At 39.6% G+C, this 25,102-nt stretch carries 15 protein-coding genes; 3 read left to right on the top strand and 12 right to left on the bottom strand.

The window, feature by feature from the left end; translation table 11 throughout:
• Window positions 1–9: 9 nt before the first annotated feature.
• The 3 genes from AC1TPB_RS04575 to AC1TPB_RS04585 form a co-directional block, all read right to left on the bottom strand.
• The gene (locus tag AC1TPB_RS04575; protein ID WP_482075397.1) at window positions 10–966 is read right to left on the bottom strand and encodes an ABC transporter permease; all 957 of its coding nucleotides are present in this window, start codon (window positions 964–966) and stop codon (window positions 10–12) included.
• A 100-nt stretch (window positions 967–1,066) separates the two neighbouring features.
• The gene (locus tag AC1TPB_RS04580; protein WP_482075398.1) at window positions 1,067–2,623 is read right to left on the bottom strand and encodes an extracellular solute-binding protein; all 1,557 of its coding nucleotides are present in this window, start codon (window positions 2,621–2,623) and stop codon (window positions 1,067–1,069) included.
• A 321-nt stretch (window positions 2,624–2,944) separates the two neighbouring features.
• The gene (locus AC1TPB_RS04585; RefSeq protein WP_482075399.1) at window positions 2,945–4,456 is read right to left on the bottom strand and encodes an extracellular solute-binding protein; all 1,512 of its coding nucleotides are present in this window, start codon (window positions 4,454–4,456) and stop codon (window positions 2,945–2,947) included.
• Window positions 4,457–4,601: 145 nt separating this feature from the next.
• On the opposite strand from AC1TPB_RS04585, the gene AC1TPB_RS04590 reads away from it, so the two are divergent.
• From AC1TPB_RS04590 to AC1TPB_RS04600, 3 genes are all read left to right on the top strand, one after another.
• On the top strand, window positions 4,602–6,917 hold the full coding sequence (locus AC1TPB_RS04590; protein WP_482075400.1) for a helix-turn-helix domain-containing protein: 2,316 nt from the start codon (window positions 4,602–4,604) through the stop codon (window positions 6,915–6,917).
• 255 nt (window positions 6,918–7,172) lie between these two features.
• Window positions 7,173–7,847 carry a response regulator transcription factor gene (locus AC1TPB_RS04595; protein ID WP_482063116.1) on the top strand — a complete coding sequence of 225 codons (675 nt, stop codon included), beginning with the start codon at window positions 7,173–7,175 and terminating at the stop codon, window positions 7,845–7,847.
• A complete protein-coding gene (locus tag AC1TPB_RS04600; protein ID WP_482075401.1) occupies window positions 7,844–9,256 on the top strand; it encodes a HAMP domain-containing sensor histidine kinase in 1,413 nt (470 codons plus the stop codon). Before AC1TPB_RS04595 ends, AC1TPB_RS04600 begins: the two co-directional genes overlap by 4 nt.
• 328 nt (window positions 9,257–9,584) lie before the next feature.
• Here the strand turns inward: AC1TPB_RS04600 and AC1TPB_RS04605 are convergent, their stop codons facing one another.
• The 9 genes from AC1TPB_RS04605 to AC1TPB_RS04645 all read right to left on the bottom strand — a co-directional run bounded on the left by AC1TPB_RS04605 (window position 9,585) and on the right by AC1TPB_RS04645 (window position 25,102).
• Window positions 9,585–11,003, bottom strand: coding sequence for an RNA-guided endonuclease InsQ/TnpB family protein (locus tag AC1TPB_RS04605; protein ID WP_482075402.1), 1,419 nt, complete (start codon window positions 11,001–11,003; stop codon window positions 9,585–9,587).
• 632 nt (window positions 11,004–11,635) lie between these two features.
• Window positions 11,636–12,256 carry a hypothetical protein gene (locus AC1TPB_RS04610; RefSeq protein WP_482075403.1) on the bottom strand — a complete coding sequence of 207 codons (621 nt, stop codon included), beginning with the start codon at window positions 12,254–12,256 and terminating at the stop codon, window positions 11,636–11,638.
• A gap of 140 nt (window positions 12,257–12,396) precedes the next feature.
• Window positions 12,397–12,816, bottom strand: coding sequence for a MarR family winged helix-turn-helix transcriptional regulator (locus AC1TPB_RS04615; RefSeq protein ID WP_482075404.1), 420 nt, complete (start codon window positions 12,814–12,816; stop codon window positions 12,397–12,399).
• A 363-nt stretch (window positions 12,817–13,179) separates the two neighbouring features.
• Entirely contained in the window at window positions 13,180–13,347 is a 168-nt protein-coding gene (locus AC1TPB_RS04620) for a hypothetical protein (protein ID WP_482075405.1), read from the bottom strand.
• Window positions 13,348–13,748: 401 nt separating this feature from the next.
• Window positions 13,749–19,967, bottom strand: a complete 6,219-nt coding sequence (locus AC1TPB_RS04625) for a cadherin-like beta sandwich domain-containing protein (protein WP_482075406.1) — start codon at window positions 19,965–19,967, stop codon at window positions 13,749–13,751.
• A 273-nt stretch (window positions 19,968–20,240) separates the two neighbouring features.
• Complete coding sequence (locus tag AC1TPB_RS04630; RefSeq protein WP_482075407.1) at window positions 20,241–22,589, bottom strand: cadherin-like beta sandwich domain-containing protein; 2,349 nt, start codon at window positions 22,587–22,589, stop codon at window positions 20,241–20,243.
• A gap of 688 nt (window positions 22,590–23,277) precedes the next feature.
• Entirely contained in the window at window positions 23,278–23,739 is a 462-nt protein-coding gene (locus tag AC1TPB_RS04635) for a GNAT family N-acetyltransferase (RefSeq protein WP_482075408.1), read from the bottom strand.
• A gap of 52 nt (window positions 23,740–23,791) precedes the next feature.
• Complete coding sequence (locus tag AC1TPB_RS04640; protein ID WP_482075409.1) at window positions 23,792–24,661, bottom strand: phosphotransferase; 870 nt, start codon at window positions 24,659–24,661, stop codon at window positions 23,792–23,794.
• A gap of 252 nt (window positions 24,662–24,913) precedes the next feature.
• A complete protein-coding gene (locus tag AC1TPB_RS04645; RefSeq protein WP_482075410.1) occupies window positions 24,914–25,102 on the bottom strand; it encodes a tyrosine-type recombinase/integrase in 189 nt (62 codons plus the stop codon).

The raw sequence follows: 25,102 nt of genomic DNA on the forward strand, positions 1-25,102 counted from the left end.
CATCTCACATTAATAAACGCCTTCCTCGCCCATTTTCTTCGCCAAATAATTAGCAAGCACGACTAAAACTAAGCCTACTAAAGATTTAAATAAACCAATGGCTGAAGCGTAACTGAACTGTCCCTGACGCAAGCCGGCCGTATATACGTAAGTATCTATAATTTCAGCAACTTCGCGATTCATTGAATTTAAGAGCAAGTACACATGCTCAAAACCAAGTTCTAGCACATCACCGATTTTCAAAATTAATAATATAATAATAACGCTACGAATCGCTGGTAAAGTAATATGCCATACCTGTCTCATTCTGGATGCGCCATCTATCCGCGCAGCTTCATATTGCCCAGGATCCACCGATGCAATTGCAGCTAAATATATAATCGTTCCCCACCCAGCTTCACGCCAGATTACTTGAATGATATATACAGGTCTGAACCATCCGTTATTGAGCAGGAAATTGACTTTTTCAAATCCAAAAAAGACTAATAGCTCATTAATAATTCCACCATCCATCGTAAGCATGACGAAACTTATCGATACAATAATGACCCAAGAAAGAAAATGCGGTAAATATACAAGAGATTGAAAAAACCGTTTGAAAAATGTAATCCGAACCTCATTTAACATTAAAGCTAAAATAATCGGTACTGGAAAATAAATTAGCAAATTCAATCCGAATAAAATTAACGTATTGGATAGTATGTTTAAGAAGTCTGGTTCTGTGAATAAACGCTTAAAATGCTCAAATCCGACCCACTCACTACCCGAGAATCCAAAGAATGGCTTAAAATCTTGAAAAGCTATTACTAATCCAAACATAGGAATATATTTAAATATTATAAAAAATAAAATTCCCGGAGTGATCATGACATACAACCATTTATTTCGCCATAATCGCCTCTTTAGTTCACTGCTAGACCGTGTTCCTGGAACATGTGCTTTCTCTATTACTACATCTTGCATCATTCTTCTCTCCTTTCCCACGTTGCATTTCGAGGGGAAGAGAAGGGCATAGCAGTTCTATGCTTAGCCCTTCCGCAGCCACCCTGCTTATATCTAGTCAGTCTTATTGTTTGTAAGCAGCATTAAATTCATCGATCATTTGTTGACCCCCACGTTTTTTCCAATCTTCAATAGCTGCATTAAATCCAGCAAGATCAATTGAACCGTACATATACTTATATGTTGCGTCGGTAATCAGCTCTTGCAGCTGAGTTGCTTTTTCTGCATAAGTAGCAGAATCAAGCGCTGCTGTTGGATCATGAATCGCTACCTTAGCATTTTCAATAATTAATTGTTCTGCTAAAATACGTGCCTCAAGTGTGTTTAATGCCTCTAATCTACCACTTGTTTCTGGTTCTCCAATAACACTATCTTTGAACCCTTTAACTTCACGCTCAGTTAACTCTTTATCATCAGATGGCTTTGCTTCCCCATCTACTACTGTGTAGTGAACACCTTCAATTCCCCAGAACATTAGATTAGATACTTCAGGTGTCATCATCGCATCAAAGAAGGCAAGTATTTTCTTAAGCTCATCTTCATTTTTGATCGCTGTTTTCGGGAATAGTACAACATTGTTGTATCCAGGAATCGCCCAAGTAGACACATTACCGTCTGGTCCTTCCATTAGCGCATGTACACTTGCATTAGCAGTAGGGACATTTTTAATTAAGTCCTTATTTAAGGAATCAATATCTTGCATAGATCCGATATAAGCGCCTGCTTTACCACTTGTAAATAAAGCTACTTGATCCGTTTTACTAGTCGCTGCAAAGTCTACGTTCATTAAGTTATTGTCACGAATCTTCTTCATATAATCCATCGATGCAATGTACTCTTCAGAAGTGAATTCTGGCAATAGCTGTCCATCCTTTTCGCCCCATCCATTGGGAGTAGCAAACCAAGAAGCTATTGTTTTGAATGCACCGTAGATTAGATCATTACGATCTGCCAAACCAATCGTATCGTCGATACCATTATCGTCTGGATCCCCATTCGTAAACTTGTCTAGCATTGTATACAGATCCTCAACTGTTTTCGGCGCCTCTAATCCTAAGCTATCAGCCCAATCCTTGCGATAAATTAGACCTTGTCGCGCTAGTGGACGACCAATATATAAGGAATATAGCTTTTCATCTACCTTTGTATTATTCAAAATTTCTGGCTTCAATTTATTCAGGTTAGGGAATTCCGCTAAATAAGGTCCAATTTCCCAAAACTGTCCATCGCGAATCGCTTCTCTCATTTGTAAAAATGTTGCTTGATTTTTCAAATAGACGACTTGTGGCAATGTGCTTGTTGCTAGAGACGTATTTAATTTCTCCTCATACGTATCTGCCGGAGAAAATTGATATGTCAGCTTAGTATTGGTTAATTTTTCAAGTTCGATTTTGATTGTGTCTGGTGGTGTTTCTGCAACATTTAATGGTAGCATAATCGTAATTTCAGTTGGCTTGGCTGGTACCTCTGCATCTTTGTTCTCATTTCCTTTAACATCTGTTGTTCCTTTTGGTGTTGGTGTTGGATCAGAGCTACCTTTGTTATTTCCTCCACATGCACTCAACACTAGAGAAAGCGCTAACAAAATACTTAATACAATAACTATTGGCTTTTTCTTCATAAACGATGACCCCCATTTTCATTATTAAAAATAGCTGAACCGGTGTCTTAAAATCATTCGTCATCTGTAAGCTTCTATACCGTAACATCTGTAGATATGGTTCGGAAATAATCATTTGTTCATGCTCATGCCTAATGAATCAATATATGAGTTAATGATTATGAAGGGAGATAGTGACACTTGAGCTCAAACTCGTGAACTATTCATCTCAATGAACAAAAAAACTGCAGTAAAGTAGCCATAACTTGCACTACTTACCGCAGCCTCTATAACCCTCTATTGATAATTAGATCTATTTAACTATACTTACGAATAAGTATTCTACTGAAAATAATCCGCTGTATACTCAGCAATAATTCGATCCCCACCATTTTCCCGCCATTGTTCTATCTTCTGTTCATACTCATTATCATCAATCGCACCTAGTATATAATTGTATGTTGCATCTGAAATGATCCTGTATAACTCACTCCCACGCTCATCATAGGTTATAGATTCCAGTCCTACCGTCGGGTCAAGGACAAGAAAATTATTATTATCTTCTACCAATTGTGCAGCATAGCTCCATAAATGATGCTGCTCGGCTACCTCCATAACATTGGAATTACTTAGATCAGCAATCATCAACGAATATAGTGCATTTACTTCCTGTGAACGGAGTGCCGTTAATTCCTCTGATAATATAACTTTATCATCCTCGACTGTATAATGCTTATCTTTAATTCCATAGTGTAGTAAGTTTGCTACATCTGCATCCATCGTACGATCAAAGAAAGCTAGTACCTTTAGTAGCTCATCCTCTGTAGGAATTGCTTTTTTAGAAAATAAATATAAGCCATTGAAATTTGGAATTGACCAAATACGGTTGCCTACTGGCCCTTCTATCCGATTGATAACAGTAAATTCAACCGCATCATTAAATTGCTTTGCTTCCTCATATAAGCGCTGTACATCAGTCATAGTACCAATATATACACCCGCTGTCCCACGAATTAATAGCTCACGCTGCATCTCCTTACTAGTAACTGGGAAATCAGCATTAATAAGCTTCTCCTCATATAATTTTTTCATGAAATTCATTGTATTCATATACGTATCTGTTTCAAACTCTGGAATAAAGGTTTGATCTATTATTTCCCAATTATTCGGAGTGCCAAAATAGGAACCTAGTGTTTTAAAAGCACCATAAATTAAATCATTTCGATCGGTTAAACCAATCGTATCGTCCTTGCCATTATAATCTGGATCTTGATAAGTAAATGCATACAATATTTCGTATAATTCATCAATAGTTGTCGGCTCTTTCATACCTAAGCTATCTAACCAATCCTTTCGTAAAATGATACCTTGCCTCGAGGATTGGCGTTCCGTATATAAACCGTATATTTTCCCATCAACCGCTGTTTGTAATAATATCTCCTGATTCAATTGCTTCAAGTTAGGAAACTGCTCAAGATAAGGACCAATCTCCCAAAATGCACCTGTTCTAATCGAGCTTTTAATAGAAACATAATCTGTATACTTCTCGAACATTACTTTTTTATAGGAGTTTGTCGTTAATGCTGTATGCATTTTGTCAGAATAAATTCCATCTGGCACCCAGCTTAGCTCTAGTTTAGTATTTGTTAATTGTTCAAGTAAGGCTATGCTTTCTTCACTTGGAGAATGCGGAAAATGTAGCGGCACCATAATCGAAATCTCAGTAATCTTTGTATCCTCCGTCATTGGCGTTACAGCAGATGCGCTACAGCCAAATAACAGGGTGACGATTAATACCAACATACCAAGCCTATACACGATCAAGATGAAGTTCAACTGCTTATATTGTTTCATTGTAACTCCCCTTAAACTGTTGGATTTCATGGTAATATGAGATGTTGATTATTGTTATGCTAGATGATTATTGTATAATATGTATGCGTTTACTAAAATAAAGATAATCATATTCTTCATATTAATATTAAGGTGTTGAGATCATATGCGTTCACTTAATTATTTAACTAAAATGATGATTTTCGGATGTTTACTCAGCACGATTCCCGTTATTTTCATTGGAATTTTCGCCTATATTACAGCATCTAACGAAATCCAAAAAAATGTTAACGAAGGAAAAAGACAACTTATTATGCAGATTAATTCAAATGTAGAACAGAAATTGACGACTGTCAACCATACTATGAATCAAATGCTTGCCTCTACCGTTCTGAAACAAGCAATGTCTCAAAATTTAACTGCTGCTGACTTTATGCTTTATGATGATCTTCGCAACGAAATACGGCATATGCAATCATTTGATATAAAGCTCGAGGATGTTATCTTGCTCAATGAACGGCACAATTGGCTTATCAAAAATTCGGGTTTATATGAACTGGATCAATATGAATATGATGATCAGCTAGTAGAGCTAATGAATCTGCCCGAATATACACCTTGGGTGCTCACTCCATCTTATCTGTTCTATAGTGAAGAGGTCTCTAGAAATACTGCGGTATGTCCTTATAACATCACGCTCGTCAAGCAACTTCCAGCCAATAGCGTAGATATGTATGGTCTTGCCCTAGCAACGATCCCAACCTGCGACCTACAAGAAATGGTCGTACAAAATATCGACTCGAGCTCTGATGTTGTCGTATTGGATGATCAGTCCAACATTGTCATTCATACGGACCAATCACTCATTGGACAGCCCATCAATACGGCAGGTATTAATCTGAACGAATTAACCGATATGAGCGGACAATACAATACTCAAATTAATCAGATCCACTCCACTGTCACCTACTACAAATCCATCACAACAGGCTGGACGTATATGTCGATTTCGTCCATTGAAGCTTTAACCGCTGAATCCAATAAAATTGGAATGTATACTCTTTACATTTGTTTAGGCATCATTTTCTTATGCTTTCTATTAGTTTGGCTGGGAACGAAGCAATTTTATAGTCCGATCCGCCGTCTTTTACTGCAAATTGGTGGTATTGAGCATGATGATGGAGGCTCGAAGCAAAATGCTAATGAATTTCAATTAATTAGTGAACGTGTCCATTCTTTATTTCAGTCCAAATCAGAACTAGAGTTTCAGGTTCAACAGCATCTCCATCAGGTTCGAACACTGTTTTTTATGAAAGCTTACCAAGGGAAAATTAAAGCAGCTGAAATACGATCACAGCTTCAACAATTTGGATATTCCTATCAATTAGACAATTGGAATACGATGGAAGTTATTACGATTCAAATTGATTTCCATCCTTCAAGTAGTCATACCATTCAAGATATCGATTTACTTTTATTTGCCCTCCACAATGTTTTAGAGGAATTGATACCAGCCGAGCAGCGGCTAGCTCCAATTGTTTTAGATCAAAGTGTAGTCGTTATTATTGGTACTCCCGAGAAGGAAGGTACAATTTTTCATTCTATACAATATAGCTTGACGGAATCACTCCAGCAGCAGATGCAGCAAATTTTGAATTTACAAATTAGTATTGGAATTAGCACGCCATTTCACGAGTTTAACTGTATAGGTAATGCTTATCGTGAAGGATTGGATGCATTGAAGCATCGTATGATTCTTGGCGAAGGTATTATTATTCAGTACAATCAAACGAATGAACAACGAAATGTACTGCAAATTAATTATCCACAGCAGCTTGAAAATGAATTATTGGATGCGATTAAAGTGGCCGAAGCAGATCATGCCAAAGAGCTTTTGTCGCAGTTTCTTTACAGCATCTTTCAGAGTGATCGGTCACCGCAAGAATTTCAATTTCCACTCACTAGATTGCTTAATAATCTAGTCATCACAATGCAGGAATCAGGGATTACATTAAAGCAGCTTGATCATCATGGTTCATTACTAGAACAGCTACTTAACATACAGCATAAGCAGGAAATCCAGCGCTGGTTTTGGAAGGTCGTCATTTATCCGCTTGTTACCATTTATCGCGATAGACAAGATACGCAATATCATAATTTATCAGCGAAAATTATTGATCTAGTGCAGCAACACTATGATACCGACCTTACGCTAGAGGAATGTGCATCTCGCTTACATTATAATGCGAACTATTTAAGTGGTGTTTTTCGCAAGGAAACGAATGTTTCCTTTACTGATTACTTAACGATGTATCGATTTAAAATGGCTAAAAAGTGGCTATCCGAATCTACTATTGCAATTAAGGATATCGCCGCAAAGCTGCAGTATAATAACTCTCAAAACTTTATTCGCTCGTTTCGCAAGCTAGAGGGTATGACACCAGGCCAATATCGTGATAAATTCAAAACTAATCAGACATAAGTTGATAACGTAGATACTTCATCGCAAATTCAAAAGGCAAATACCAATAGATCACTACTAGTGACTATAAAGTATTTGCCTCTTTATCGTAAGACTTGAGAGATAAAGAGAAATCACCTCTTTTCTTAATGTATTCTTAATGAATTCTATAAAATATATATTTTCCAATTTATTATTGATATGATTTAACTGTGATCAAGAGGGATGTAATGCCCTATGAAGATGGAGGAATGATGTATCAACAATCAAATCTTAATCGTAGATGATGAACCCGAAATTCGTCAGTTAATTCGTATGCATTTAGAAAAAGCAGAACTACAAGTCATTGAAGCTAGTTCAGGACGTCAAGCTATTCAATGTTTACAGGAGCATCCCATTGAATTATTGATACTGGACCTCATGATGGATGATGGCACTGGATTTGAGGTGTTACACTATTTACAAGAAGCAACTGCAACGCCAGTAGTTATTGCCCTTAGTGCAAGACGGGAAGTGCAAGACAAAATCTTGACGCTCGGATTAGGTGCAGATGATTATGTCACCAAGCCCTTTAGCCCAATGGAATTAGTTGCTCGTGTACAAGCACAGTTAAGAAGACATAATCCCCCTTCTTCTCATCCTGTTAAAGTTCTGCGGTTAAATAAATTTGTGCTAGATATCGAAAATTATGTATTGCAGAACGATGGGAAATCATTTTCTGTAACCCCGGTAGAATGCAGACTTTTAGAATTGTTCATGCAAAATCCAGACCGTGTTTTAAGTAAAAGGGAAATATACAAGCAAGTATGGAATCATGAAAACTTTGATAATAACAATTTGAGTGTTTATATAAGTAAACTACGAAGCATTCTCGAGCCCACAGAGGACTCTCCTCATTACCTTCATAATATACGTGGAATCGGTTATCGATTTTCAGGAGATGGACAATGAAAATTCAAACAAAGCTTTGGCTGCTTATGCTCATTAGTGCAATTAGTAGTATTCTTCTTTTCATTCCACTTAGTCAAATTATGGGTACAATTGGAGATGAGGGTTATAACTTGAATGGCTTGAACACGATCTCGCAAGAACTTCTTGATACGGTTGAAAAGCAACAAGCTTTTCATGTCGCAGACATAACGCCATTACTGGATGATGCTCATAATAACCATCCTAATATTCGTTTTGAATGGATTTCTGCAACTGGAGCGACGATTTATGACACTCTTGGGGAACAGAACAGCTATGATTTTGGACAACTTGCAGATCGTATGCTTTATATGCCCGAAAATTTATGGGGAGTCGATGAGCCAATAACACTTACGTTTTCCGTTGAAAATGGGGATCAGCCCTATTATCTACTAATGGGTTTATCCAGTGATGCTATGAAAAAAGGGCAAATTTATTTCTTCATGCGCACCTTTAAAGTTATGTTTACTTTTTTGTTACCTTTAATTGTCGCTTTCTTAATTCCTTATCTGCTATCTTTATGGTTTTTCTTTTCCATGAACAAACGCATTAATAAGCTCAATCATGCCATGGGGCAGCTTAACCTCCAAAGTGAAATCACCGTACTAGAAGATACGAGTAAAGATGAAATCGGCCAGCTCACTGCGCATTATAACGCTATGGCTCACCGTATTCAATATCAAACGGAACTGATTAGGCAATTAGACCATAGGCGTAAGCTGTTGCTGTCTAATCTTTCCCATGATCTACGTACCCCGCTAACGATGATTTTAGGATATGCAGAAACGATTCGTGCTGGATTGTATAAGGATGAGAAGGAACTGCAAGCTAGTGCTAAAATTCTGCTGCAGCGTTCTCGTTATATGGATAAGCTTCTAGATCAATTATTAGATATTACTCGGCAGGATGAGGAGAATGTAACACTTCATGTTGCAATGCATAATGTATCCGAAATGCTACAAAACATCGCTGCAGATTATCTGATGTTTTTAGAGGGTCAAAACTTCACTGTTGAAGTGAATATCCCTGATGAGGATATCTATGCTTCGATTGATGCCTCCCTAATCGAACGTGCGCTGCGAAACCTGCTCGACAACGCCATTCGTTACGGATCAGAAGGACATTATCTTGGAATCGAACTTTGGGAAACAGATGATGTCCTCTTCATAACGGTTATTGATAAAGGAAGTGGCATTACTATACAAGATCAAGAGCATGTTTTTGAACGATTCTACCGTGCCGATAGTAGCAGAAGAGGCGAGGGACTTGGTATTGGACTGTCCATTGTCAAAGAAATTATTGCCTTCCATGGTGGATCAATTACTTTAATAAGCGTCCCTCTTGAAAAAACAGTGTTCGAGATCCAACTACCAAAAAGTCAGCGTAAATAACGCTGACTTTTTGTATCTTTACAGTGTCACTACTATTTGTGATACGGTTCACCTCTCTTAATTAATTTGTAAAGCATTATACGTACTTTTTCCATCGTCCTCTGTAAACCAGAAGACGATGCTTTTTATGTTCTTGCGGTCAGCTTCCACATGAATTTCCTTTATTTATGATCGAAGTAACGCCCTTTTCACTTAATTCGTAAGTACCGCTAAAAGTCCTCGTCGACAAAACTTCGTTATTCATTAGATCATCTCATGATGAATACTCCCGCCACTTACCAAAGCTGTCGCTTCGATTGAAGTGGGGGTTTCTGATGGTTCATCCCATTTATTTCAGGATGCTTAACACCAGTGGAGTTGACACATTGATGGTCTGGTTACCATCCAACCCCTCTATCCCATTCGCATCTTTGACCGATACGTTTGGGAATACTTTTCGCATAATATTGGCTGCACCGTTGACATCGGCATGAATCAAACCCTTCGTGTTCTGATACAGACCGCGAGACATCCGTTTGCCTGAGAAGATCCATGTTCCTTCTTCACCATAACTCGGTAACGGATCTTGATCTACAAAGCTGGCTTTCGAGGTATACGCCTCTTCCGTCAGGATCACGATGATTCCCTGCTCAGCTGCCTTATACTCGATCATCTTGATGAGCATGTGATGGGGAATATGATGGAAGGACTGATTATTTCGCCGTCCGATTCCGAGCGATTGTTTCCATCCATCGTTATGGCCAATGACGATCGTACCGATGTTGTATTCCACAGCTAACCGAACAATATGACAGCTTGTCTTGTGGAACAAGTCTTTGATCCTCCGATGACGCTTCAGATGAAGCCGTTCTAATCGCCTGGATGTATACGCCCCCTCGCGAGGTTCTTTACCCTGACGAAGAATGCTAGTATAGTACGCTTTCATCTTGTTGTAATACTGATTGATTGCTTTCACGATCTTGCCCTTCACGAGGATCGGTTTCGCTCCGGTCGTCGTGACGATGGTTGCAAGATTGACGACACCAAGATCAATCGCCAGCATGTGGTCTTGTACTCGCTCCTTCATTTCGAGCGGATAAGCGAAGATTAATTCGACGACGTACTGTCCATGGCGTGGGATGACACGTACTTGCTTCAGTTGTCCGTCGGTACAGCCTAGCTTCCCGATATTCAGTTGTAGCTTGCTCTTTGGAAACTTGAGAAACTTTCGTTCTTTGATCACGCAGTCTTGGTTGGAGAAGATAACTTCCTTGACCTTGTTCCGAGCATATCCCGGAATATGGGGCTTGCCGTTGTACTTCTCAGGATGCTGGCGGTAATCCTTGATACTGGCAAAGAAGGATTTCCAATTGTGGAACACCACCTTCATGATTCCCTGACTGCTCTGCGTCGGGAGCGCTCGATAATCGAGTTGATTCATCACTTTGAACAAGGCGTCGAGGAAGTTGTAATGAACAAAGGGACTTTCTTGCGAGGGTAGCTTGAACGGAGGGGAACTGCTCCCTTCCCTTCGTCGTTCATTCATTAAATCAATATGTGACGCCAACGTATCTAGAACTTCTCGTTGCAACGGTTGGAGAGGCTCGTTCTTCTCAAATGCGGTCACAATCTGTCGGATGTAAAAATTGGTCGTGTTATACAGGTTCTTAGCGTCCTGGCATGCTTGATCGAGGTACGAAAACAAGCGATGACCTGGCTTAATCCATACTTGATGGGTTCTAAACATGGACTTTGAATCTGACAACATTTCACCCCCTCCCAGACCGAAATACGAATATATGTTCTCTATCCATTATACCTCTTAGGATATAAGAAAGGAAGAATATGTTGTGGGATTATTCAAGAAATCGCCGATTCACCTCGCCACTTATAGAAGTGGAAGTCCTCTCGGCGAAAACTGATAGATAAGTGAATTAGACGAACTTTCGCTTTAAGTGAAGTGGTTGAATTTATTGTTTGGTGAAGACCAGGGGGCTGAACGAGCACATGGAGCATCAGCTCTTAGTTAGCTCAGTTGGTAGAGCAGATAATTCTTACTCCTTAAGTCGAGGGTCGTTTCTTAGCTTCATTAGTTATTTAGATTTTTACAATTTGATAAATCTATAGGATGAACGAAGGATTTTCCAGCTAACAATTGCTAAATAAAAAAATAGTGCACCGAAGAGGAGAGCGAAGGGCAAGCTTAAGAGACGTGGGACTTCGAACATCGCGATATTCATTTCTAGTTTAAAACCGAATGTCCGCACCAGCCCTGCTGTCGATGACAATATAGCACAAATGAACAAACCAACTGTCAACACGCTGAATACAGGAAAAGCAAATAATCCAACCAATATTTTCAGTATCATTCTATAAACAGATCCCATGGACAACACCTCTTCATTTAATTTGCACAGTATGTTGCACTAAAGAGCGAGGATTTACGCTCAAGCTTTTCGAATATTGTACTTCACCAATTTTACAACCGGGTCCAATAATAATATCCTCTCCGATAACCAAATCGGCATCTAGATGTTCAATAACGATGTGTCTTCCCTGTAGACTTGTACACTTTCCATTTCTTCTGCCTAGCCGTATCAAATTCGCAAATGACAAACGATCAGAGCGAATTTCAATATTCTTCTTTGCAATGATATGTCTGAAAAAACTCTTGTAGTGGAAATTAATCCGTACTTCCTTAGCTGATAGAGTATCATCGATATGAATTAAGCCTTTCGCATGAAACGTTTCGACGCTTACTGATGTGTCAACATGTATTGAACCAGCAGAATAGATGTGTTCAGCGGTAATAGAATGAAAATGTCCGTGTCCGATATTCGAAAAATCCTTAGCGATGCAATCTGATTTAACACTGCAAGAGCCATTGTTTTTAAAGCTGCAGGTTCGAATCATCCCTTTAAATCTACCATGTCCAACGACTCGTATTGCTTTCGCATGAACATCTTTGATGTAGGTCCCCATTCCATTAATTCTTATAACATTAGAATTGGAGTGTTTCATATACTTCCCTCCTTAAATATTTTAACAGTTATAATATATTACAATTAAAATACATTGCGAAGTGGTCTCTTGTCAAGTGAAACTTACTAACTATGGAGGTATCTAAAAAAGCTGTCACGCTTTTTGCGGACAGCTCTCAATCAATCAATTATTTTTGACATAAGTACGTTTACTTGCTTTAAAACACTGGCTATTGTACGAAGCTTCTCTGAAGGGAATTGCTTGAATATGGTTTTTAACTTTTCTTCTCCTATGCTGGTTAGCTCAACCATTACAACTCTTCTATCTTCCTTAGTTCGAATTCTGCAAATCAGGTTTTGCTCCTCAAGCTTATCGCACATTGAGGTTGCTGCACCCGCTGTAATAAAAAAACGCTCGGATATGTCCGTTATCCGCATGCTGCCAGATAACTTTAAATCCATCAGTAGCATGATATGGTTCTGGGACAATTTATCGTTACGTGTTATACCTTCTATGAATGCTTTCGATTTTTGTTGAACCTGTCGCATTTCATTCATAACATATTGGATATCTATATCCTCATCGCTTTGTGCAGACACTATCCAACCACCTTTAATTTTATTAATTAAACATTATATTTATATAAATATATATAATGACTGTATGGAAGTCAAAGTGTAATTCGCTAATATTAAATGAAGGATTGATGCAACGATCGTGTCAAGGAGCTTAAATCGCAAATAGCTGTCAGGAAAAGAATTTGGGGTGCACTTCACAATGGGAGTGGTTTCTTAATAGAACTCTTTTATTGCACACTCATCAGTTAGTCAAGTTTAATAACCTTATCAAAGCAGTATGATTCTTTGTCATAGCCATTATGAAAATAAAAAGCATGGGCGTCGGTTCTCTTAAATCCGCTACATAAAATAATGCTTGATATTCCCATTTCTTTTGCATAATTTTCAGTATGTCTTAGTAGTTTTGTAATTTCCATCCTTATTCATGTTTTCCATAGTAACTCGGAAGTTTTCAATACTTACATTGCGAACTCCAAGTACATCATTCCATAAAAATACAACTTCAGTATAATCACTTGCTACAACTTCTCGTAACTTAATATCTATTCCCAACCCCCCTAAATAGAAATATTCGTACAAATGATTCGATAATCGTTCGATAATCCATATCGTATCTTACCATAATTCACATTTTTCGTATCGCTTCAATTTTGCTCATATTCGAGCGAAGGATGTGCATACCCTGTTTCCAACCTCATAAATGACAAGAATGATGTAACCCCACCACCACCCCTTCCACCTCATCAGACCGCCTAGAATCCTTTCTGATGCGCCAAATCCTTAAATCTGTCCACATATAAAGAAAGGTGTCGGAAACCAAAAAAGTCCCGTTTCCGCCCCAATGAGGAATGTCAAAAACTATACTTTCTTCCTCAATACAACAAACACGCCCCATGAAAAAAGGAGACTCTATAAAAGTCTCCTTTCACCACATCCTCTTATTTTCTTTACTTTTACTTACTCTGCTTGGCAACCACTTTCAATATAATCGTTACTGCCTCTGCTCTAGTTGCCTTATCATTAGGAGCGAATTCATTATTGCCTTTACCAGATAGTAGACCAAGATTTTTCAACGCTGCTATCTGAGCCTTTGCCCAGCTAGGAATAACTTCGTCATCCGTAAAGTCGGTTACCGTATTCGCTTCTACCTTCAATGCTAGCGCTTTGGCGATCATCATAGCCATCTCTGTACGTGTAATTTCTGCATTGGGACGGAAACTGTCATCCGAGTATCCTTGAACGATACCTGCTTGAACAGCTTGCTCGATGGCGTCTGTTGCCCATGTGCCAACCTTATCTGAGTCAATGAATGTCAGCTTCACAGCTTCATCTTGTCGCTTCAACGACTTCATCAACATCACTACAAATTCCGCACGAGTGACGACAGTATTCGGCTTGAACGTACCATCCTTATATCCATTCACGATACCGATTTGTGCTGCTTTATTGATGTCCGACTCTGCCCAGTGTCCAGTAATATCATTAAATTTCGGATGGTCCGTTCCAGACTGTTCCTCCTTACTTACAGCCATTACCGCAAACTTCGCAAAGAAATTGACTTCAACTGTAATCTTATTGCCATCTACCTTGCCGCCTTCAATCTGTATCCATTCCTTCTTCACCTCATCATAATAGAAGACAGCTGGATACTGATCTTCCTTCAAGCTTGAAGGATCAAAAATAAAGGTCAGCGTTACCAGCTTATTAAAGTTCTCGGAGAAGTTTTTAGAAATCTCGTAGATCAGACTGATTGGTGCGTCTTCATCGGATAGAAGATTGTCCGTGTCTGTCAATTCCTCTATCGTGATGTTTATTTCCTTGTCTGATGCACCTGCCGGAATGACAATGGTCACTCTATTCGGTATGCTCACTTCACCTGAGCTTCCTACTGGAAGTGTTAATGTTCCATCAGTTGAAGTTACTTTACCGCCACCTGTGCTAGGACTACTTGCGCCCCCATCGGTGCTGCCACCACTACTTGATGCCGCTCTAGTTACCGTGATCGTATATGTCTTCGTCGTTAATCCATCTTGTGCCGTCGTTATCACTGTAATCGTATTACTTCCTTCGACCAAACTAATCGCGCCCGATGCAGTACCACTCGTCACCACTACACCATTCACCTTCACGCTCGCAGTGTTTTCTTCTAACGTTGGTGTTACGGTAATACTCTCCACACCATGAGCCACGCTCGCCGTGTAATCAATCTTGCCTGCCGCAAACGTCGGACTCAGGACTCCACTTGATAATACCAAGCCGCTCAAATCTGCGTTGTTATTTAGCACTGCCATTGCCCTAGTTACCATGATCGTATACGTCTTTGTCGTTGTTCCATCCTGTGCCGTTGTCACAACTGTGATCGTGTTGCTTCCTTCGATCAAACTAATCGCGCCCGATGCAGTACCACTCGTCACCGCTACGCCATTCACCTTCACGCTCGCAGTGTTTTCTGCTACCGTTGGTGTCACGTTGATACTCTCCACACCGTTAGCCACGCTCGTCGTGTAATCAATCCTGCCTGCCGCAAATGTCGGACTTAAGACTCCACTTGATAATACCAAGCTGCTCAAATCTGCGTTGTTACTTAGCACTGTCGTTGCCCTTGTTACCGTGATCGTGTATGTCTTCGTCGATGTTCCATCTTGTGCCGTTGTTATCACTGTGATCGTGTTGCTTCCTTCGATCAAACTAATCGCGCCCGATGCAGTACCACTCGTCACCGCTACACCATTCACCTTCACGCTCGCTGTGTTTTCTTCTACCGTTGGTGTCACGGTGATACTCTCCACACCATTAGCTACGCTCGCCGTGTAACCGATCTTGCCTGCCGCAAATGTCGGACTTAAGACTCCACTTGATAGTCCCAAGTTACCCAAATCTGCGTTGATACTTAGCACTGCCGTTGCCCTTGTTACCGTGATCGTGTATGTCTTTGTCGTTGTTCCATCCTGCGCCGTTGTCACAACTCTGATCGTGTTGTTTCCTTCGATCAAACTAATCGCGCCCGATGCAGTACCACTCGTCACCACTACACCATTCACCTTCACGCTCGCAGTGTTTTCTGCTACCGTTGGTGTCACGTTGATACTCTCCACACCGTTAGCCACGCTCGTCGTGTAATCAATCCTGCCTGCCGCAAATGTCGGACTTAAGACTCCACTTGATAATACCAAGCCGCTCAAATCTGCGTTGTTACTTAGCACTGCCGTTGCCCTTGTTACCGTGATCGTGTATGTCTTCGTCGTTATTCCATCTTGTGCCGTTGTCACAACTGTGATCGTGTTGCTTCCTTCGATCAAACTAATCGCTCCCGATGCAGTACCACTCGTAACCGCTACACCATTCACCTTCACGCTCGCAGTGTTTTCTTCTAACGTCGGTGTTACGGTGATACTCTCCACACCATTAGCCACGCTCGCCGTGTAATCAATCTTGCCTGCAGCAAACGTCGGACTCAAGACTCCACTTGATAATACCAAGCCGCTCAAATCTGCGTTGTTACTTAGCACTGACGTTGCCCTTGTTACCGTGATCGTGTATGTCTTCGTCGTTATTCCATCCTGTGCCGTCGTTATCACTGTGATCGTGTTACTTCCTTCGATCAAACTAATCGCGCCCGATGCGATACCACTCATCACCGCTACACCATTCACCTTCACGCTCGCCGTGTTTTCTTCTAACGTCGGTGTTACAGTGATACTATTCACACCATTAGCCACACTCGCCGTGTAACCAATCTTACCTGCCGCAAATGTCGGACTTAAGACTCCACTTGATAGTCCCAAGTTACTCAAATCCGCATTGTTACTTAGCACTGCCGTTGCCCTTGTTATCGTGATCGTATATGTCTTCGTCGTTAATCCATCTTGTGCCGTCGTTATCACTGTAATCGTATTACTTCCTTCGACCAAACTAATCGCACCCGATGCAGTACCACTCGTCACCGCTACACCATTCACCTTCACGCTCGCAGTGTTATCTGCTACCGTCGGTGTCACGGTGATACTATTCACACCATTAGCCACGCTCGCCGTGTAACCAATCTCGCCTGCCGCAAACGTCGGACTTAACACTCCACTCGATAATACCAAGCCGCTCAAATCTGCGTTGTTACTTAGCACTGCCGTTGCCCTTGTTACCGTGATCGTGTATGTCTTCGTCGTTATTCCATCTTGTGCCGTCGTTATCACTGTGATCGTGTTGCTTCCTTCGATCAAACTAATCGCGCCCGATGCAGTACCACTCGTAACCTCTACGCCATTCACCTTCACGCTCGCAGTGTTTTCTTCTACCGTCGGTGTTACGGTGATACTCTCCACACCATTAGCCACGCTCGCCGTGTAATCAATCTTGCCTGCAGCAAATGTCGGACTTAAGACTCCACTCAATAATACCAAGCCGTTCAAATTGGCATTATTACTTTTTGGAGCAATAACTCTAAATGCATCAGAACGTGAATAGCCTGCAGTATGTTTTGCATCATCAACTTGAACATACAAATACCAATGACCTGTATCCGTAGGAGTAGTTATGGTGTCTTCACTTTGAAGTGTAGTCCCCTCTCCTTTGGTCCAACCTGGCAACGAGGAGTCTGTAGACCATTTATACTCGGATGTGACTGATACAGCAGCAGGAACTTTAATCTCCACAATTGTTGTGATCTCTTCCTTCCCTACCGATTCACCATTTGGAGAAAAACTAACTCCAGCAGACAAAATATTTACAAAAGGAAATAACATCGAATCAGCATATGTCTTTGCTGTAGACGAATCAAATGCTACGAACGTTATTGGATGACGATCCAGATTAGTAATTGCATTTTCTCCAATAGTAGTTGAATCACTCTCAATAATGACAGTTTTCAATTTTCCATTGTTCTGATAAAATGCATAAGTACCAACACTTGTTACTTTATCTGGAATATTCAAACTAGTTAGACCATTATATTGAAATGCCTTATCCCCTATACTCGTCACACTTGTTGGAAGACTTAAACTAGTTAGAGGAGCAGCAAGGAATGCTAATTCCCCAATGCTTATCACCCCTTCGGGGATCGTAACACTCTTCAGCAAAATATTTTCACTAAACAGACCTTCAGCTATAACTGTCAATTTACCTGGGAGCTCTACGCTTTCTAGACGGTTAAATTGAAATGCATAAATACCTATACTCTCTACACTATTTGGAATTTTTACACTCGCTAAGATATTATTGGAAAATGCATAATCTCCTATACTAGTCACACTATTTGGAATCTCTATACTTGTTAAACCACTATGTTGAAATGCATATCCTCCAATACTTTCTAATTTACTTGAACCTGCAAAAGTTATTCTCTCTAGATCAATGTTGTTCGCAAATGCATACGCCTCGATAGTTGTTACACTAGGTGGAATCTCTACACTCTTTAATTTTGTTCCGTAAAATGCACGATTGCTTATCGTTATTACACTGTTCGGGATTTTTACACTGGTTATATGTTTATTACGAAAAACGTTATCCCCAATAATAGTTACTGGTAAACCATCAATAGTTTCGGGAATGATTACATCTGGACTCGTTCCCTTATACTCGTAGATTAGAATTTCTTCCCCGCTAAGCATAGAATATTTAAAATCTCCCTCTGCTCGTGTTACTGAGATCATATACGTATTCTTTGTTGTTCCATCCTGTGCAGTAACTACTACCTTAATACTATTACGACCTTCATTTAGCTTAATCCATTCACTTGTACTTCCGCTCATTACTACACTGTCATTAACAGTTACTTTAGCCTTTGGATCCGCTACATTTGGCGTCACCTTGATACTACCCACACTATATTCTACTTCGGCACTATAACTCATCTCGTCCATTGCAAAAGTTGGACTCAAGCTCCCGCTCGATAGCACCAAGCTACTCAAATTCGCATTATTACTTCCTGGTGCAAGTACTCTAAATGCATCAGAACGTGAATAGCCTGCAGTATGTTTGGCATCATCAACTCGAACATGCAAATACCAATAACCTGTATCCGTAGGTGTAGTTATAGTCTCTCCACTAAGAAGTGTAGTTCCCTCTCCTTTGCTCCAACCTGGCAACGAGGAGTCTGTAGACCATTTATACTCGGCTGTGACTGATACATCAGCAGGAACTTTAATCTCCACCTTTGTTGAGATCTGTTCCTTCCCCACGGATTCACCATCTGGAGAATAACTAACCCCACCTGATAAAATATTTATAAAAGGAAGTCCCTGTAATTCAGCATATGTCTCGGCTGTAGACGATTGAAAGCCTACAATGATATTACGACTACCACCGATGTTAGTCAGTGCTGAGTCTTCAATAACTGTTGTGTCACCTTCAATAATAATAGTTTTTTCTGTGGTACTGCTAAATGCAACCTTCCCTATACTCTCCACACTAGCTGGAATCATAACATTTTTGAGTCGGTTACTATAAAATGCTCCCTCTCCTATCGTCTTCACACTTGCTGGAATATCTATACTTGTTAGAGGAGCTGATGCAAATGCTTGTTTCCCTATGCTCGTCACACCATACGGAATTGCCACACTACTTAACGATACATTTAAATAAAATAGACCATTTTCTATTATTGTTAAATTCGCTGGAAGATTTACGCTAGTTATAGCGTTACTTCCAAATGCAAAAGCACCAATACTTACCACGCTATCTGGGATTGTTACACTAGTTAAATCATTGTTGTTAAACGCATAGACCCCTATACTTGTTGTACCCTCTGGAATCTCTATGCTCGTTAACCCACTACCACTAAATGCAAGGTCTTCGATATTATCCAATTTACTTAAATTTGCGAAAATTACCTTCTTTAATTGTCGGGTGTTTTGAAAAGCAAGAGCCTCTATGATTGTTACACTAGCCGGAATCTCTACACTTGTTATGCTTTTTTCTGAAAATGCAGCTTCCCCAATAGATGTCACGGGTAAATCGTCTATAGTTCCCGGGATTCTAACGTCAGTACTAGAACCTGTATACCCTGTTATTTCAACTTTTCCATCCAACTTAGAATAGCTAAAGTCTCCATACGTATCTGCATGAACTTTTTGAATGCTGTCTCCTGACCATAGCCCCAAAGTCATAATTGACAGTATAAGTAAACAAATCATCAACTTCTTACTTTTTTCAACTGTTGAAAAATTCCAAATTTTCATAACGATTATGCACCATCCTAATTCAATTTTTATAAGATTAATTACCACTCTCACGGTATTACTATAAGTTTATCAAGTATTCATGCGACTTTTCTTAATGAAATCTTAATGGTTTTTAAAACACCATTTAAATAGATATCATTCTAAGAAATAAAAACAATACAAAAGAAAGGAGACTACTTAAAATGGTACCTGTAGTCTGGACACTCGAAAAAGAGTGTGCTTTCTACAGGTACCATTTAATTTCACCATATCATCTTCATTGCTTTATTTTTACTTACTCTGTTGAGCCACCACTTTCAATATAATCGTAACAGCCTCAGCTCTAGTTGCTTTATCATTAGGAGCGAATTCATTATTGCCTTTTCCAGATAGTAGACCAAGATTTTTCAACGCTGCTACCTGAGCCTTTGCCCAGCTTGGAATGACTGCGTCATCCGTAAAGTCGGTTACTGTATTCACTTCTACCTTCAACGCTAGTGCTTTAGTAATTATCACTGCCATCTCTGTGCGTGTAATTTCTGCATTCGGGCGGAAACTGTCATCTGAGTATCCGTTAACGATACCCGCTTGAACAGCTTGCTCGATAGCGTCTGTTGCCCACGTGCCAATCTTATCTGAGTCAATGAATGTCAACTTCACAGTCTCATCTTGCATCTTCAATAAATTCATCAACATCACTACAAATTCCGCACGAGTAACAACGCCATTCGGCTTAAACGTATCATCCTTATATCCATTCACGATACCGATTTGTGCTGCTTTATTGATGTCAGACTCTGCCCAGTGTCCAGTAATATCATTAAATTTCGGTTGCGTAGATTCCGATGGTTCAGTCCCTGTATTTACTGCCATGACTGCAAATTTCGTGAAGTGATCGACGTCGACTGTGATCTTATTACCATCTATCTTACCTCCGTCAATCTGCACCCATTCTTTCTTCACCTCGTCATAATAGAACACAACCGGTTGCTCATTTTCATTCAAACTTGCCGAATCGAACACAAAGGTCAACGTTACTGATTTAGCGAAATTATCGGTAATATTTTTCAGAATTTCATAAATCGGACTGATTAGAACTCCTTGATCAGATAGAAGTTCTTTCGTATCCGTCAATTTCTCGATCGTAATTTGTAATTCTTGGTCTGAAGTTCCTGCTGGAATAACAACTGTCACCCCATTCGGTAGACTTACCTCGCCAGAGTTTCCTACTGGAAGTGTTAATGTTCCGTCAGTTGAGGTTACTTTACCTCCAACACTACTACCACCACTACCAGTACCACTGTCGGAAACAACACTTGCTCTTTTTACTGTAATCGTATAGACTTTCTTCGTTGTTCCATCCTGTGCCGTAACTTCTACCTTAATCATATTACTGCCTACGCCTAAACTAATCGCGCTCGATGCCGTTCCACTCGTCACCAACGCGTTATTCACCGTCACTGTCGCACCGCTATCAGCTACCGTTGGCGTTACTATCATGCTATTAACATTGCTTGCTACGTTCGCCGTGTAACTAATTGTTTCTAAACCAAACGTTGGACTTAGACTTCCACTCGACAGTACCATACTACTTAGATCTGCATTATTACTCTTTAGTGCCGCCGCCCGCGTCACCGTTATCGTGTACATTTGCTTGGTTATACCATCCTGCGCCGTAACTTCTACTTCGATGGTGTTGCTTCCCTCTATTAAATCAACTTCTGCCTGATTGAATATAGGAACTGCTCCATTTACCTTCACAGTCGAATGATTATCCGACAAGTACAACTCTACCGTCATACTACTCACGTCGTTCGTTACACTAGCAGTGTAATCAATCGTGCCCCTAAAAAACGTCAGCATTAATTTTCCACTCGTCAACTGTATAAGATCTAATAACGCATTACTACTGATTTTCTCCGCTCGTATCACCGTTATCGTGTAAATCTTACTTGTGCCGCCATCTTGAGGTCTAACTTCCACTGTCATAGTGTTGCTTCCCACCTCTAGTGCAAGGTCTCGTTCAAATTCCTCAGGTCTTTCTGGATTTGGTGTCATAAATGCTTTATTCATTAGTATTGTCGCCGCACTATCTTCTAATATCGCAGTAACCGTAATTTCCTCCACATCGTGATGCACGTACGCCGTATAACTCGTAATGTCCGGCTCAAACCTTGGACCTAAGTACCCTTTTGACAAATACATATAACTTAGATCTGCACTACTTTCCAGCCCTAATCGTGTTACATTCACCGTGTATGTCTTCTTCAGCAAACCATCTTGAGCCGTGACTACTATTTTGATGGTGTTGGTTCCTACGTTCAAACTAATCGAATTTGATGCCGAACCTCTCTCTACCACTACATTATTCACTTTCACGGTCGCTTCACTATCTGCTGCCGTTGGCGTTATTGTCATGCTACTTACCCCGTTATTTGTAGTCACCGTGTAATCGACTGTGTATGGATCAAACTTTCCATTTAAGGTTCCTGCGGACAGATACATACTACTTAAATCTGCATTAGCTTCTGCATAAACCTCTTGAATCTTGGAGCCTGACCAAAGCCCAAACATGACCAAAGACAGTGACAGCAAACAAATCATTGTCTTCTTCATTACAGAGAAATATTGTCGCATCATTAATTAATACACTCTCCTATTTTTGATTTTTATTTTTTAGATATAAATCTAGTATATAAGATATTTTCGGTTCAATTCTTAATGAAATCTTAATGGATTATGGGCTGCGCTTGTTCTACAAGTGCATCTATAAAACGGTTATCCATGAACACCTATAAAGAAAACCAGGTGTAATTAGCTTATTTCTAAACTAATTACACCTGGTTATTGAACTTGATATATGCTGAATCTTCTACTAATCCTAGTAGCAGATTCAGAACTTGTATATTTCGTTTAGTATTATTAATCGATAATGAAGTAATTACCTTTGCAAAATATTGCTTGCTTTGTGTAGACGGACAAGCTTTTACATCAGCTAAAGTTAGTGATGTCTCAATTCTTAATGAATATTGTGGTCAATTAAACTATTCTCCTCACCAGCGATACACAGCACTCCACATGAGCCGAGTGCTACTACGTAACTACTGTCACTTTTAGCATTGCTGCTTCAACTATTAATTCAACTCTTTGCTGTACCAGAATGTGTGATACGCATCACCGTATAGTATCTAAGCACAAAGTACGATTTGACCATAACGTTTACATCTGTATATAACCACAAAGCCACTCCGAAACAATGGAGTGGCTTCTTTAATAGAACTTCTCTTTTATTGAACTATTTTTTTCCTAAAAATACAATTTGTCCTACTTAACCTTTCTCGAATCTCAAACAATAAAGCGGTTCACCTTCATTAGTAACGCCACCCGTGTACTCAAAACCTAGACTGGTATACAATTTTTTTGCCCCTTCATTTGAAGAAACGAAACTCGTATATATCTCTTTACAAGGAAATCGCTTCATGACTTCTATAATTTTCAACATTGCCTGTTTTCCAATTCCTTTACCTTGATGTTTGTAGTCAATCATAAGCCTTGTAATAAAATAAAATCCCTGATTTTTATCTAAACCATACATTGCGAAACCAACCATTGTCTCATTATAATAAATAGCTTTTGGCAACCATTCCACCTCTACCTTAGCTTGAGCCAAAGAAAATGCGTTTGATGCAACATGTTCTTCGAATAACAACCTTTCTTTTGTATCGTTTGACTTTAACAAGACACACTCATTAAAGTTCTCCGCAGTAATGTCTTTTAACTGAATATTCAAATATATTCCACCCTTACGTTTGGTTTTTCTATATACTGCTATTTAAACTCTGTTAATTATGTGATAGAACTTCCCAGTAGTCCCAAGCCTTTAAATAATCGGCTAAATCATGTGGATGGTGTATTAAACAGATACCTATGCGACAATAAAGCTGAATGATTACTTCTTCGATAAGCCTTGATCTCTCAATAGGTTCATGATTAAGCAAAGTGAATGTTGAAATCAAAGTTTCTAGGTTCAAATCATCAGGCGAGGAGCAAAAAGCATAAATAAAATCATATAGTACAGGTCCAACAATGGGTGATGGATCGATAACCCCTTTTAATACGTTTTGATCATACACGAAATTATGAACACCGCAATCACCGTGAAGCAAAAATCTTTCATATCCTTCACCCGTCGATATGTTTCCAACAAATGATTTTACTTTATGATAATCTTCAACTGGTAAAATGCTACCAATATTAATTCGGGCGTATTCCACACCCCGATCAATGAAGTCATGCCAAGTTTGACACGGATTATCTAACCAGAATCCCCACTTATCAGTTTGCTGATAGATTTCGTAATGATTCAGAAGTTCATTGATCAAAAGAGTCAACCAGTTTATTTTTGTACCACGATTAAAATGCGTTGTACCAGCGGTATAGAAATATACAATGAACTTTTTAGCAGTATCGGTATAGAGAAGTTTAGGTAATAATGTGCTATTTTTATAAGCTTGATGCAATTGTTCGACCAAAAATATATTTTCTGAGTTATCAATCTTCAACACGTATTTTGGATCATCGTCTACTGTAAGAGTATATACTACTCCTTCTGTAGTTCCATTCATCTTATTAAGAATCTTGGTGGTGCAATCAACTACACCTTTTTCACAAAGTTCTTTTATTATCCTGTTAACATCTATTGCTAATTCCATTTCTGCTACCTCCCGAAATCATTCCAATAATTTTATATCATACGCTCTCGGGTTGATAGGTATAGATTTAATTTATCTAACATCACCGCAATAATACCACATACTGGAACAAATATCTTTATCGTATCGCTAAGTTTCATGCATGGGTCGCTGACTGGATGTGCTATGGGTGTTCCCGAAAATCACAATCACTCTATGGATTTTAACTACCCCCGAGTATGTCCTTAAACAAAAAGCCACCTAATCAGGTGACTAATCTTTAAATATATTTTCTACCGCTTTCTGCTTATCTTCTTCGGATGGCATACTGTATCTTAATATCATGTCTGCTGAACTATGACCGCTAAGGCTCTGGATTACACTTATGTCCTCTCCTGCACGTACTAGCCCTGTAATGAAGCTATGTCGAGTCTGATGAACGTTGTGTCCATTCTTCTCCAT

The sequence above is a fragment of the Paenibacillus sp. Y951 genome (genome assembly GCF_056786395.1).

Coding starts and splice junctions, on each gene's coding strand:
- AC1TPB_RS04575 (WP_482075397.1), bottom strand. CDS start 966: ATGATGCAAGATGTAGTAATAGAGAAAGCACATGTTCCAGGAACACGG.
- AC1TPB_RS04580 (WP_482075398.1), bottom strand. CDS start 2,623: ATGAAGAAAAAGCCAATAGTTATTGTATTAAGTATTTTGTTAGCGCTT.
- AC1TPB_RS04585 (WP_482075399.1), bottom strand. CDS start 4,456: ATGAAACAATATAAGCAGTTGAACTTCATCTTGATCGTGTATAGGCTT.
- AC1TPB_RS04590 (WP_482075400.1), top strand. CDS start 4,602: ATGCGTTCACTTAATTATTTAACTAAAATGATGATTTTCGGATGTTTA.
- AC1TPB_RS04600 (WP_482075401.1), top strand. CDS start 7,844: ATGAAAATTCAAACAAAGCTTTGGCTGCTTATGCTCATTAGTGCAATT.
- AC1TPB_RS04605 (WP_482075402.1), bottom strand. CDS start 11,003: ATGTTGTCAGATTCAAAGTCCATGTTTAGAACCCATCAAGTATGGATT.
- AC1TPB_RS04610 (WP_482075403.1), bottom strand. CDS start 12,256: ATGAAACACTCCAATTCTAATGTTATAAGAATTAATGGAATGGGGACC.
- AC1TPB_RS04625 (WP_482075406.1), bottom strand. CDS start 19,967: ATGAAAATTTGGAATTTTTCAACAGTTGAAAAAAGTAAGAAGTTGATG.
- AC1TPB_RS04630 (WP_482075407.1), bottom strand. CDS start 22,589: ATGATGCGACAATATTTCTCTGTAATGAAGAAGACAATGATTTGTTTG.
- AC1TPB_RS04640 (WP_482075409.1), bottom strand. CDS start 24,661: ATGGAATTAGCAATAGATGTTAACAGGATAATAAAAGAACTTTGTGAA.
- AC1TPB_RS04645 (WP_482075410.1), bottom strand. CDS start 25,102: ATGGAGAAGAATGGACACAACGTTCATCAGACTCGACATAGCTTCATT.